At 66.7% G+C, this 12,548-nt stretch carries 15 protein-coding genes; 8 read left to right on the top strand and 7 right to left on the bottom strand.

What is annotated here, in order from left to right; translation table 11 throughout:
• Positions 1-74: 74 nt before the first annotated feature.
• From G6N59_RS13705 to G6N59_RS13690, 4 genes are all read left to right on the top strand, one after another.
• Entirely contained in the window at positions 75-1,499 is a 1,425-nt protein-coding gene (locus G6N59_RS13705; RefSeq protein WP_170212461.1) for a short-chain fatty acyl-CoA regulator family protein, read from the top strand.
• Between the two features lie 128 nt (positions 1,500-1,627).
• Entirely contained in the window at positions 1,628-2,095 is a 468-nt protein-coding gene (locus G6N59_RS13700; RefSeq protein ID WP_138232806.1) for a DUF4334 domain-containing protein, read from the top strand.
• Between the two features lie 65 nt (positions 2,096-2,160).
• Positions 2,161-2,715 (top strand): TetR family transcriptional regulator, encoded by a 555-nt coding sequence (locus G6N59_RS13695; protein WP_138232805.1) that lies wholly within the window; start codon positions 2,161-2,163, stop codon positions 2,713-2,715.
• The gene (locus tag G6N59_RS13690) at positions 2,708-3,364 is read left to right on the top strand and encodes a (2Fe-2S)-binding protein (RefSeq protein ID WP_163911313.1); all 657 of its coding nucleotides are present in this window, start codon (positions 2,708-2,710) and stop codon (positions 3,362-3,364) included. The genes G6N59_RS13695 and G6N59_RS13690 overlap by 8 nt, the downstream gene beginning before the upstream one ends.
• Here the strand turns inward: G6N59_RS13690 and G6N59_RS13685 are convergent.
• Both G6N59_RS13685 and mhuD read right to left on the bottom strand, forming a co-directional pair.
• Positions 3,330-4,679, bottom strand: coding sequence for a serine hydrolase (locus G6N59_RS13685; protein ID WP_138232803.1), 1,350 nt, complete (start codon positions 4,677-4,679; stop codon positions 3,330-3,332). The two genes, G6N59_RS13690 and G6N59_RS13685, sit on opposite strands and share 35 nt — an antisense overlap.
• Entirely contained in the window at positions 4,654-4,971 is a 318-nt protein-coding gene (gene mhuD, locus G6N59_RS13680; RefSeq protein WP_138232802.1) for a mycobilin-forming heme oxygenase MhuD, read from the bottom strand. The genes G6N59_RS13685 and mhuD overlap by 26 nt, the downstream gene beginning before the upstream one ends.
• Positions 4,972-5,060: 89 nt before the next feature.
• Between mhuD and G6N59_RS13675 the strand changes: the two genes are divergently transcribed.
• On the top strand, positions 5,061-5,819 hold the full coding sequence (locus G6N59_RS13675; RefSeq protein WP_138232801.1) for an alpha/beta fold hydrolase: 759 nt from the start codon (positions 5,061-5,063) through the stop codon (positions 5,817-5,819).
• Here G6N59_RS13675 and G6N59_RS13670 read toward each other — a convergent pair whose 3' ends face one another.
• A complete protein-coding gene (locus G6N59_RS13670) occupies positions 5,820-6,020 on the bottom strand; it encodes a hypothetical protein (protein ID WP_138232800.1) in 201 nt (66 codons plus the stop codon).
• 72 nt (positions 6,021-6,092) lie between these two features.
• On the opposite strand from G6N59_RS13670, the gene G6N59_RS13665 reads away from it, so the two are divergent.
• Entirely contained in the window at positions 6,093-7,067 is a 975-nt protein-coding gene (locus G6N59_RS13665) for a GlxA family transcriptional regulator (RefSeq protein WP_138232799.1), read from the top strand.
• Here G6N59_RS13665 and G6N59_RS13660 read toward each other — a convergent pair.
• On the bottom strand, positions 7,064-7,408 hold the full coding sequence (locus tag G6N59_RS13660) for a hypothetical protein (protein ID WP_138232798.1): 345 nt from the start codon (positions 7,406-7,408) through the stop codon (positions 7,064-7,066). The two genes, G6N59_RS13665 and G6N59_RS13660, sit on opposite strands and share 4 nt — an antisense overlap.
• 98 nt (positions 7,409-7,506) lie before the next feature.
• Entirely contained in the window at positions 7,507-8,400 is an 894-nt protein-coding gene (locus tag G6N59_RS13655) for an iron-sulfur binding domain-containing protein (RefSeq protein ID WP_138232797.1), read from the bottom strand.
• Between the two features lie 37 nt (positions 8,401-8,437).
• Between G6N59_RS13655 and G6N59_RS13650 the strand changes: the two genes are divergently transcribed.
• Both G6N59_RS13650 and G6N59_RS13645 read left to right on the top strand, forming a co-directional pair.
• Positions 8,438-9,055 (top strand): carbonic anhydrase, encoded by a 618-nt coding sequence (locus G6N59_RS13650; protein ID WP_138232796.1) that lies wholly within the window; start codon positions 8,438-8,440, stop codon positions 9,053-9,055.
• 96 nt (positions 9,056-9,151) lie between these two features.
• Positions 9,152-9,961: a hypothetical protein gene (locus G6N59_RS13645; RefSeq protein ID WP_163911309.1), complete on the top strand. Its 810-nt coding sequence runs from the start codon at positions 9,152-9,154 to the stop codon at positions 9,959-9,961.
• A 2-nt stretch (positions 9,962-9,963) separates the two neighbouring features.
• On the opposite strand, the gene disA is transcribed toward G6N59_RS13645, so the two are convergent.
• Positions 9,964-11,085 (bottom strand): DNA integrity scanning diadenylate cyclase DisA, encoded by a 1,122-nt coding sequence (gene disA / locus G6N59_RS13640; RefSeq protein WP_138232795.1) that lies wholly within the window; start codon positions 11,083-11,085, stop codon positions 9,964-9,966.
• Positions 11,086-11,118: 33 nt separating this feature from the next.
• Positions 11,119-12,513 (bottom strand): DNA repair protein RadA, encoded by a 1,395-nt coding sequence (gene radA, locus G6N59_RS13635; protein WP_138232794.1) that lies wholly within the window; start codon positions 12,511-12,513, stop codon positions 11,119-11,121.
• Positions 12,514-12,548: the final 35 nt, after the last annotated feature.

The following is a 12,548-nucleotide window of genomic DNA, read 5'->3' as shown; positions in this document are numbered from 1 at the left end:
CCCCCTGTAAATGCGTAATGTTGTGTCCTTCGCCGCGGATGTTTGCGAACTTTGTGTAAGCGCTACGGGTTACGCTGGCCGCAGTGGCAAAGACATTCGTGGGCGCCCGTCTGCGACGGCTGCGCGAGGAACAAGGCCTGACCCAGGTCGCGCTGGCGCGCGCCCTGGATCTGTCGACGAGCTATGTCAACCAGCTGGAAAACGATCAGCGGCCCGTGACCGTGCCGGTACTGCTGGCATTGGCTGAGCGGTTCAACCTGCCGACCAATTACTTCGCGCCCGATTCCGATGCGCGGCTGGTTTCCGACTTGCGCGAGATCCTGGCTGACACCCCGGCCACCGCCGGCCAGATCGAGGAATTGGTGGCCAGGATGCCGGCCGTGGGTCAGATGCTGGTCAGCATGAACCGCCGATTGTTCGACGCCACAACGGAACTCGATGCGATGCATACGCGGGCCAATGTCGATGCCTCGGTGCCCGGGCAACAGCCGATGCCGTTCGAGGAAGTGCGGGACTTCTTCTACGACCGTAAGAACTACATCGGTGAGCTGGACGAGGCGGCGGAAGCGCTGTTCGCGGAGCATCGGATGCGGCTGGGCGGGCTTGATGCGCAACTCGCGGACCTGTTGTCCGACGAGTTCGGCGTCACCGTGGTGATCGACGACGGTGATGTGTTGGGTCCCAACGCGCAGCGGTCCTACCGGCCGGATACCGGGGTGTTGTACGTCGCGCGCTGGCTGCATCCCGGGCAGCGAGCGTTCCAGATGGCCACCCAGGTGGCGTTGCTTCGGCACTCCGAACTGATCTCCGCGATCGTGGCCACCGCTGACCAACTCAGTTCCGAGGCAAGGGAAGTCGCACGCATCGGGCTGGCAAACTATTTCGCCGGTGCGCTGCTGCTGCCGTACCGGATGTTTCTGGATGCGGCCGAGGAGCTGCGCTACGACATCGATCAACTGGCGCGCCGGTTCGAAGTCGGGTTCGAGACCATCTGCCATCGCCTCTCGACGCTGCAGCGGCCGGACGCACGTGGCGTGCCCTTTATCTTCGTCCGCACCGACAGTGCCGGAAATATCTCGAAGCGCCAGTCCGCCACGGCTTTTCACTTCTCCCGAGTGGGTGGCAACTGTCCGCTGTGGGTGGTCCACCGTGCCGTCGAGCGGCCCGGCGAATTCATCACCCAGGTCGCGCAGATGCCGGACGGCCGGTCGTACTTCTGGATTGCCCGCACCACGTCGTCCGCCCCGAGTCGATATCGCGGCCCGCGTAAGCGTTTTGCCATCGGGCTGGGCTGTGACCTGGTTCATGCCGAGAAGCTGATCTACGCGGCGGGGATCGATTTGGCCGATCCTGACGCGGCGGTGCCGATCGGGGCGGGTTGCAAGATCTGCGACCGCCCGGCGTGCCCGCAGCGCGCGTTTCCGTACATTGGCCGGCCGGTGCACGTCGATCCGCACAACAGCAGCGACCTGCCGTACTCGCCTGCCGGACGGCCGTAACCACTCACCAGATGCCAACTGATGTAGCTCGCGCGTTCGGCTGAACTGCGTGGCCGTCCGGGGTCTTGCCGAACCAGTTGGTTTGGCAGTACGGTTGGTTATCCAAACCAACTGACTCGGGAGTGCTCGTGAACATCGAAACCGCGCGGAGCCGTTTTGCCGAACTTCGGGGTCAGTCGGATGTCGATACCGCGGAACTCGACGAGATCTGGTCGGCGCTGGACACCGTCCGTGCCGAGGATGTGGTTGGGCATTGGAAAGGTGACGAGTTCCATACCGGGCACAAGATGAACGGTCAGCTCCAGGCGGCACGCTGGTACGGAAAGTTCTTCGACTCGCTCAACGATGTCGAGCCGATCGTCTGTTATGACGATGAGGGGCAGCTGTTTTCCAACCACCAACTCAGCCGCGGTGGGGCATCACTGTGGGACATCGAGTTCCGCGGCGAGACCACGGCGACCATGGTCTACGACGGCCAGCCGATCTTCGATCACTTCAAGAGGGTCGACGGCAACACCCTGATGGGCATCATGAATGGCAAGCGGCAGCGCACCGCCGACAAGCTGTTCTACTTTCTTCTCGAACGCGACCAGTGAGGTAGCTGGCTGTTACCCTGGCGGGTGCTATGAGGGCGGCCGGACATGCAACACGTGAGCGCATCATGTTTGCCGCGAAAGCGGAGTTCTCTGCCCTCGGGTTTGCCGGTGCGCGGTTGAATCGTATTGCCGCCGAAGCCAATGCCAGCAAGGAGCGGTTGTACAGCTACTTTCCGAGCAAGCAGAAGCTGTTCGAGGCGGTGGTGGAGCAGTGGATTCAGGACGCTCCGTACGACGCGATCTTCAAAGCTGACGACGTCCCCGGATACACCGTCGCGCTCTTCGACTACATGGTGGCCGATCCGGCCGGTGCCCGGTTGCAGCGCTGGATCGAACTGGAAGCGGCCGACGGTATGTTCGGCGACCACGTGCTGCGACGCATCTTCCAGTCGAAGCTCGACCGGATCGCCGAGGCTCAGGAGCAGGGGATCATCGATCCGTCGTGGCGCCCGATGGACCTGCTGGTGCTGCTCAATGACATGACGTACGCGCTGGCGGCTGGAGGGTTCGGTATCGACCGCATCGTCGACCAGCCGATGTCCGCGGAGACCATCGCCGAGCGTCGGGCGGCGGCCGTGGAAGCTGCCCGCCGGTTGGTGCAACGGCCCGGCAGTGACTGAGCTCGCCGCCTTCGGTCCGTTCTTTGCCGTTGAGCGGCACGATGATTCACCGGCGGCGCCGTGGCGGCCGATGGCCGAACTGATCGGCGATCCGGACGCCTTGACCGCCCGCGTGCACAAGGTGCGGTCTGCGCTGATGGGCAACGGGGAACCGGAGATTCGGGTCGCCGCGTCGGTCGCGCACCTCGGGCTGGTGGCGCGGTTGATTGCGCCGATGATCGGCTCCGCGGCGCTCGGGGCACCCGTGACGTGGTCGTTGGCCGACGTGGCCTGGCAGGACCGGTTGGGTGGTCCGTACCCACTTTCGGTCTCGACGGAACCCGTCGGCGGTGCACCCGCCGTCGAGGTGCTCACCGAGTCGTTCGAGCGATTTGGCGTCGGCCGAAAAGTGTTGTGGGGCAACGTGGGATCGGCCGCCAACAGTGCGGCTCAGCAGATAGTCCGGGCACGATCCGACTTGGCCACGCAAGCCCGAGAAGCAGCAGACGCGGTGCTCGCGGACCAACGCGTCGACGGGGGAGTACTGCGCTCAGGGCCGTCGTTCCGGCGGAACAGCTGCTGTCTGATCTACCGGCTGGCCGGTGGTCGCGCGGCCTGCTGTGGCGACTGTGTCCTCACCGCACCGGAATCAGGTCGAACGCCTGCTTGATGATGCTCAGCAGCCACTGCGCCGCGGTCTGACCCTTGAACGTCGGCCAGGTCAGCTGGAAGTTCACCACCCACGGCTGGCCGGTGTGGTCGACCGCATACCAGCTGAAGCCCAGATCACCGGGCAGGTTGCCGCCCTTGGCGCCGAGGTAGGGCCACTTGGTGCGGTCCAGGTCGATGCCGGAGACCTTGGACATGATGTCGCGTACCGGCGCGGCGGCCCCGACAGCGGCCGTCTGCACCGCGACGTGCTCGCGGCAGATATCGGCGGCGCTGCCGTACCACTCGGCGCCGATGCTCGATGCCGGCGTGCGGGTGCGGTAGGGGTCCGGATCGTACGGACGCGCGCTCACCTGCTGCAGCAGTGCTGTGCGCTGCGCCTTGGTGCCGTTCTTCCAATCGTCGCGGACATCGGGTTTGCCCCAGCCGATGGAGAACAGCTCGTGCATGGTCGGGTAGGGCGTGAGGCTCGCCGGATCGTGATGCCCGGCGACGACCAGAGCCTCATCGACCGCGGTCTGCCCTACCTTGTTGATCAGCATGTCGGTGGCCATGTTGTCGCTGACCGAGATCATCTGCTGGGCGGCCTCGCGGACCGTCACCTGCGTGCCCGGCGCCAGGTTGTCCATGCCGGCCGAACCGAGCTTCTTGCCCTCAGCGGTGACGGTGACCTTGTCGTCCCAGCTGAGGGTGCCGGCAGACACCGCTCGGGCGACGGCAAGCAGCACGTAGATCTTCATGATCGACGCCAGCGGCATCGGTTCGTCGACGTTGGTGCCGGCGACCTTGACGCACTTGCCGTCGACGACCTTGGCGACCTGATACGAGTAGCGGGCGCCGGACTTCGCGATCTGCGCGTCGACGTCGGCCCATGACTTGACGGGTGGCGGACGCAGCGAGACCTCCATGCGGTCGACGGTGCCCTTGCCGTCGACATGTAGCTGGATGTCCTGGTTCACGCCATAGGAGTTGGTGACGTGCAGGGTGGACCGCCCGGCGCCGATGTCGATGCCTGTGAGCTTGAACGGGCGGTCCCACCAGATCCACTTCATCCGGTAGGTGATGTCGTCCACCTGGTCGGGCGCCGCAAGGGTCTTGACCCCGGCGGGCTCGATGGACCAGTCGGAGTTGAGCATGTCCATCGTCTGTCTGGACCGCATGCCCTGCGGGGTGCTCATGTCTATCAGCGCGCCGTAGGCGGCGCTCGATGGTGGCGGGGTGGCTGCAGGCGTGCTGCAGCCACCCAAGACGACGATCACTGTGCCGGCCGTGGCCAGCGCAGTACGGGCCTTATGCGTGCTGGCCGGAACCCGCAACGTCCAACACAACCTCGAACTCGAGAAGGGATGCGCCGGTGGCGACGGGGTTGGCCCGCTGCCCGGCATGGGCCTCGACGGCCGGGCCGGTGGCCCAGGCCTGGAACGCCTCGTCGGACTCCCACTGCGTCACCACGAAGTAGCGGTTCTCGCCCTTGACCGGGCGCAGCAGCTGGAACCCGAGGAAGCCGGGCTGGCCGTCCACGGCGTGGGCGCGGTTCGCGAACCGCTTCTCCAATTCGGGGCCGGCGTTGGGCGGAACTTCGATCGCGTTGATCTTGACCACAGGCATGTGGTTCAGGTTACCGCGCTGCCCAGCCGTGCCGGAGGCCCGCAATGGGCGCAGTGCGGGAGGGCCGCCCTCGCAGGCAATATAGGGCTATGACGACGGACCTGCTCACCGCCCGAGGTGGCACCGGCGAGCCCATTGTGCTGGTGCACGGATTGATGGGCCGCGGCACCACCTGGGACCGGCAGTTGCCGTGGTTGACGGATCTGGGCGAGGTGTACACCTACGACGCGCCGTGGCACCGCGGCCGGGGCGTCCACGACTGCGAGCCGATCAGCACCGAGCGGTTCGTCGCCGATCTGGCCGACGCGGTCGGCTCACTGGGGCGCCCGGCGCGGTTGATCGGGCACTCGATGGGCGGGTTGCACAGCTGGTGTCTGGCCGCGGCCCATCCGGAGCTGGTCACCGCGCTGGTGGTCGAGGACATGGCAGCCGATTTCGTCGGCTTCACCATCGGTGCCTGGGACCCGTGGGCGCACTCGCTTCCGGTCGAATTCGATTCGGCGCAACAGGTTCTGGAACTGTTCGGCCCCATTGCCGGCCAGTACTTCCTGGACGCGTTCGACCGCACCGAGACCGGCTGGCGGCTGCACGGCGAGGCCGGGCGCTGGGTGGCCATCGCCGCGGAATGGGGCACCCGGGACTACTGGCAGCAGTGGGCGGCGGTGCGGGTGCCGACCTTGCTCATCGAGGCGGGGAACTCGGTCGCACCGCCGGGGCAGATGCGCAAGATGGCCGAGATCGGTTACCAGACAACATATTTGAAAGTTCCAGGGGCCGGCCACCTCGTGCACGACGACGCTCCTGACGTCTATCGCCGCGCGGTCGAGGATTTTCTCGCGTCCGTCTGACTATTCGAATCGGGAGCGCACCGCGGCGAGGTCATGCTCGGCGCGGGCCAGGTCCCGGCTGTCGCCGACGTCGGTCCAGTCGAAGTTGCCGAAACCATTGCGCGCACCGGGATTTCGGGTGATGGCGCTCAGCGCGGCGCCGAGTGCGAATGGGGCGACCATGATTGCGACCATCGCGATCATGGTCAGGACAGTGTTCATATCGATAATTCTCGGATTGGCGGCAACCGAATAAACAGTGGCAGTTCGGACGGCAATCGATAAAATGCTGCCATGATCAAGAGTGTCTCGGTCCTGGTGATGGACGGGGTGGCGCCGTTCGAGTTCGGCGTGGTGTGCGAAGTGTTCGGTATCGACCGATCCGGCGACGGCGTGCCGAATTTCGATTTCAAGGTGTGTGGGCCGGCGGCCGGGCGGCCGGTGCGGACCTCGGTCGGCGCCGCACTGGTTCCCGATCACGGCATCGACCAACTTCAGGGAGCTGACCTCGTCGCCATCCCGGCGGTGGCGGGTCCTGACTATCCACAGGAGGCGCTGGCAGCCGTTCGGAACGCTTCCGACTCCGGCTCGATCGTCTTGACCATCTGCTCCGGTGCCTTCGTCGCGGGCGCGGCCGGCCTACTCGACGGGCGGGCATGCACCACGCACTGGATGCACGCCGACAAGCTGGCCCGGCGCTTTCCAACGGCCCGGGTCGATCGCAACGTGCTCTTCGTCGACGACGGGAATCTCATCACGAGCGCGGGGACGGCTGCGGGCATCGACGCCTGCCTGCATCTGGTGCGGCGCGAACTGGGCAGCGAGATCACCAACAAGATCGCCCGCCGCATGGTGGTGCCGCCGCAGCGGGACGGCGGTCAGCGGCAGTTCATCGAGCAGCCGATCCCGGTGCGGTGCTCGGAAGGCTTTGCGCCACACCTGGATTGGATTCTGACCAACCTGCGTCACCCGCACACGGTGGACAGCCTGGCCAAGCGGGCCAGCATGTCCGGCCGGACGTTCGCGCGGCGCTTCGTCGAGGAGACCGGCCGGACCCCGATGCAGTGGGTTACCGACCAGCGCGTGCTCTACGCACGCAGGCTGCTGGAGGAGACGGATCTCGATGTGGACCGGGTGGCCGACAGGGCCGGATTTGGTACCGCAACGCTACTGCGGCACCATTTCCGGCGCGTTGTCGGCGTCAATCCGTCCGATTACCGGCGGCGCTTCTCCTGTCCTAATTTGGTTGCGCCGCAACCGGTTGACTAGCCCTGCGGCCTGCACTGCACGTTGACGTACACGGTGTCGAACTGGCCGGAGTTGATCCGCTGGCCCCTGCCGTCAACGTTGCTGCCAGACAACCCGTGCACGTCGGTCACCGAGCAGGCGGACAGCGGTCCGGAGGTGCTGGTGTTGACCTGGACGTGGTAGCCGCGGGCCTGCAGCTCGTTGATGGTGTCGACGGCCGAGCCGCCGCCGGTCGGCAGCGCGGATGCCGCGGCCGGAGCGATGGTCACTGCGGCAAAAGCGGCTGCTGCGGCTCCGGCGATGACGAGGCCGCGACGACGGTTGTTAACGTTCTGTTCACCTGAAATTCGGTATGCGGTCATGCTTCCGTTCTATCCGAGGATTCTGGCATGTGGTAAGGACTCATGCCGTTCTCATTGGAACGGACCCGGTTTCATACCGTTCTCACGTAAACGGGCGGTCAGTCCGTGCGCTCACCCTCGCCGGCCAGGGCGTACCGGTCGTCGGCGGTCTGCTCGACCAGGCCGTCGACCAGCAGTGAGTCCAAAGCCCGGTCCCGCTGCGCGGGGTCGGTCAGCCACGCCACGTCCAACTGGGCACGGGTCACCGGTGACACGCTGCCGCGCAACACATCCAACAGCCGGCCGCGCACCTGACGGTCGGTGCCGGCGTATTTCTGGACGGGACGCGTTGGTGTGGACATCTCGGGATGGCCGGCGCTCCGCCAGGCGCACGTGGTCAGCGGACATATCCCGCATTTCGGTGTGCGGGCAGTGCAGACGATTGCGCCGAGTTCCATCAGCGCAGCCGAAAACACATGTGCGGTGCCATCTTTCGGCAGCAGCGCGGCGACGTCGTCCAGATCGCGGGTGCGCGCCGGGGTGTCGGCCACGCCACGCACCGCGCGCGCGACCACCCGGCGCACGTTGGTATCGACCACTGGAACGTCCTGCTGGTAGGCGAAACAGGCGACGGCCCGTGCGGTGTAGGCGCCGATGCCCGGCAGTGTCAGCAGGGTCTCGACGTCGCGGGGCACTTCGTCGTCGTGCTCGGTGGCGATGACTTCGGCGCATTCGTGTAAACGCTTGGCGCGGCGCGGATAACCCAATTTGCCCCAGGCGCGCAGCACGTCCGCGGCGCCGGCTGCGGCGGTCGCGGACGGGGTGGGCCAGCGGGCGATCCAGTCCCGCCAGATCGGTTCGACCCGCGAAACCGGGGTCTGCTGCAACATGAACTCGCTGACCAGGATTTGCCACGCGGTCACATCCGGGGCGCGCCACGGTAAGTCGCGTTGCGCGGTGCGATACCAACCCAGAAGCTCGCCGGCGGGTATGAGAATTTGCCCTGAACTCATTGCACATCCACTATGCGAGCAGGGCACAATGGGCGGCATGCCCAACTCGAACCCGATAAGCGCCTGGAAAGCACTGAAAGAGGGTAACGAGCGTTTCGTTGCCGGTGAACCAGCGCATCCCAGCCAGAGCATCGAACGCCGGACCCAGCTGGCCGGTGGGCAGAAGCCGACGGCAGTGATGTTCGGTTGCGCAGACAGCCGCGTCGCCGCCGAGATCATCTTCGATCAGGGCCTCGGCGACATGTTCGTGGTGCGCACCGCGGGCCACGTCCTCGATTCCGCGGTGATCGGGTCCATCGAATACGCCGTCGCGGTCCTCGAAGTACCGCTGATCGTCGTGCTCGGCCACGACAGCTGTGGCGCGGTGCAGGCCACGATTACGGCACTGGACGACGGCGCGGTGCCCGGCGGCTACGTGCGCGACATCGTCGAGCGCGTCACGCCGTCGATCCTCGTCGGCCGGCGCGAAGGACTCTTCGAGGTCGACGAGCTCGAGGCCAAGCACGTCAACGAGACCGTGCGGCTGCTGAGCGAGCGGTCCAACGTCATCGCCGAACGGCTGGCGTCGGGCAAGGTCGCGATCGTCGGCGCCACCTACCACCTGGCCGAGGGCCGCGTGACCAAGCGCGACCACATCGGCGACATCGGGGAGTAGTCGGCCCGACGTGGCGAATTGCCAGAGGCCCAGTTCACAGACGACACGCCGCACCGGGTCAGGGCGCACCACGTTTCGTGCCCTTACCGTGACAATGTGCCGGATCTAGAACCACATGGCCCGCTGCCATCCCAAATCTATTGGCGACGGCGGATGCTGGCCATCGGTGTCGGCGCGGTCGTCCTGCTGCTGGTCGTGATCATCGGCGTTGTGGTCTTCAGCAACAGCACGGGCGATTCCACACAGTCTCAGTCCACCGCGAAGACGTCGACGTCCGCGACCCCGCTGCCGGGCGAGACGCCCGGGGTGAAGAGCCCGATCGTGCCGCCGCCCGGGAACGCGCCACCGGCCCCGACGCCCACGCCGACCACGGCGGTCACCCCGCCGCCCGTGCTCAAGGCCGGTGACGACTGCCCGGACAGCACGCTCGCGGCCAAGGGCATTACCAACCAGCCCACCTACGTGATCGGCGACCAGCCGAAGTTCACCATGGTGGTCACCAACATCGGCTTGGTCGAGTGCAAGCGGGACGTCGGTGCCGCGGTGCTGGCCGCCTACGTCTACTCGCTGGACAACAACCGGCTGTGGTCCAACCTGGACTGCGCGCCGTCGAACGAGACCCTTGTCCGCAGCTTCAAGCCCGGCGAGCAGGTGACCACCGAGGTGACGTGGACCGGCATGGGCTCGGCGCCCAACTGCCCGCTGCCGCGTCAGGCGATCGGCCCGGGTACGTACAACCTGGTCGTCCAGCTTGGCAACCTGCGGTCGGCTCCGGTGCCGTTCGTCCTATCAGAGGCGCACCAGCCCGGGCCGGGTGAGCCACCGGCCGGTGAGGCCCCGGCGCCGGCTCCTGCTCCGGCCGCACCTGCGCCCGGCGAGCCGACGCTGCCCGGCCCCGCCAACTGAGCTCAGGCCAAGCGGTCGGCGATAGTCGACTCGGCGAGCAACGACAAGCCCTCGCGGATGTGGCGGGCCCACATGGACCCGATGCCTTCCACCGACTGCAGGTCGTCGGCGCTCGCGGCCAGCAGGCCCTGCAACGATCCGAACGAGCGCACCAGCAGATCCACGTGCGCGAACTGCAGGCGCGGGATGCCGGCCATGGCCCGGTAGCCACGCGAACTCATCGCTGAATCTTGCGCCTCGGGAGTCGAAGGATAACCGAAAACCCTTGCGAGCGTGGTGAAGTCGAGCAGTTCGTTGTCGCTCAACGCGTCGAGCTCCTCGAGCGTGGCGGTCACCTGATCAGCGGCCGGCGGGTCGGGGTTGGCGTGGTAGTCGCGCACGATCAGTTCGCGAGCGACATCGTTGTCGCCGACGAGTTCGTCGAGCTGCAGCTTGAGCTGACGCCCGTCGGTACCGAGCTCGACGACGTCGGCGTCGATCTCGAGGCTGATCCGGCGGACCATCTCCATGCGCTGCACGACGGTCATGACGTCCCGCAGCGTCACGAAGTCCTCGATCTCGGCCATCGACAGCTGCTTGCTGACTTCGTCGAGGCGGAACTTGTACCGCTCCAGCGTGGCGATGGTCTGGTTGGCACGGGACAGGATGGTCGCCGATTCCGGGACGACGTGCCGCTCACCGGCCACGTACACCGTCACGATGCTCATCGAGTGGCTGACCGACACGACGGGGAAACCGGTCTGGATGGCCGCGCGCTCGGCGGACCGGTGCCGGGTGCCGGATTCATCGGTGGGGATGGAGGGATCGGGCACCAGCTGGACGTTTGCCCGCAGGATTCGGGTGAGGTCGCTGGAGAGCACCACGGCGCCGTCCATCTTCGACAGCTCTCGCAGCCGGGTCGGCGCGAAGCGGACGTCCAGCGGGAAGCCGCCGTCACAGATGGCCTCGACACTGTCGTCGTAGCCCAGCACGATCAGCCCACCGGTACGGCCGCGCAGGATGCGCTCCAGCCCGTCCCGCAGGGGAGTGCCGGGCGCCAGCTTGCCCAACGTCTCGCGCAATGTCGGTCGGGCCAGGTGCACGACGTTGCCCCGCTCGGCGCGATTCGCCGCTTTCACCGACATCGGTGTACTCCTCGGTGGTGTTCTGGCCGGGCTCTACCCGGTCCGGTTCATATTCTCTGTGATCTTGCGTAACACCCGCAACGCCGCGGTGATGTTCTCCGCCGGCAGCACCCGAAGACCTCGCGACGGCGACTCGGTTCCGGTGGGCACCACCGCTGTCGTGAAGCCGAGTCGGGCGGCCTCGGCAAGCCGGCGGTCCATGCCGGTGACCCGGCGCAGATCACCCGCCAGACCCACCTCGCCGATGGCGATCGCGGTGGCCGGCAGCGGCAGGTCGGTGTACGCCGACGCGATGGCCAATGCGACCGCCAGATCCGACGAGGGATCGGTCAACCGCATACCACCCACCGTGGACAGGTAGATGTCGTTGGTGCCGACCGGCAGCCGGGCCCGCTTCTCCAGCACCGCGGTGATCATGGCCGCGCGGGCTGAGTCGATGCCGCTGACCGCGCGGCGCGGCGATCCGGCCGACGGTGAGCCGATCAGCGCCTGCACCTCGCCGATCAGTGGCCGCTTGCCGTCCAGGCTGACCGTCACCGCGGTGCCGGACACCGGAGCCGGCCGCTGGTCGAGGAAGAGGCCCGACGGATCGGCGACGCATTCGATTCCGTTGTCGTGCAACATGAAACAACCGACCTCGTCGGCCGCGCCGAAGCGGTTCTTCACGCCGCGGACCATGCGCAACGCGGAGGCGCGGTCGCCTTCGAAGTGCAGCACCACATCCACCAGGTGTTCCAGCGAGCGCGGCCCGGCGATGGCGCCGTCCTTGGTGACGTGGCCGACGAGGACCATGGCGATGCCCGTGGTTTTGGCGGCCATGGTGAGCGCGGTGGTGACGGCGCGGACCTGCGTCACGCCGCCGGTGACGCCTTCGGCCTCGGCGGTCGACATGGTCTGCACCGAATCCACCACGACCAACGTGGGCTGGACCGCTTCGATGTGGCCGAGCGCGGTCTGCAGGTCGGATTCGGCGGCCAGGTAGACGTCGTCGTGCGTGCAGCCGGTGCGTTCGGCACGCAGCCGGATCTGTCCGGCAGACTCCTCGCCGGACAGATAGAGCGCACGACGGCCGGACATGGCCCAGCGGTGTGCGACTTCGAGCAGCAGCGTCGATTTGCCGACGCCGGGATCACCGGCCAGCAGCGTCACCGACCCCGGCACCACCCCGCCGCCCAGCACGCGGTCCAATTCGCTGATCCCGGTATGGAAGTGCCTGGTGGTGCCCGGATCGATCGAGCTGATCGGCACGGCAGGGGAGGCGGGTGCGACGGCCCGGTGCGTTGCCGGCGTCAGTGAGTTCAGAACCGCGACTTCATTGACCGTGCCCCAGGTGCCGCAGTCGGGGCAGCGGCCCACCCATTTGGCCGTCGTGTGCTGGCATTCCGAGCACCGAAACTGCGAACGTACTTTCGAACCGGTTCTGGCCATGGGGCGAACTTAGCCGCAGGCACCGACATTTAGCC

The organism is Mycolicibacterium aubagnense, assembly GCF_010730955.1.
GTDB lineage: Bacteria > Actinomycetota > Actinomycetes > Mycobacteriales > Mycobacteriaceae > Mycobacterium > Mycobacterium aubagnense.
Note: the sequence above shows the minus strand (reverse complement) of the source record. Positions and strands in the feature narration are given on the sequence as shown.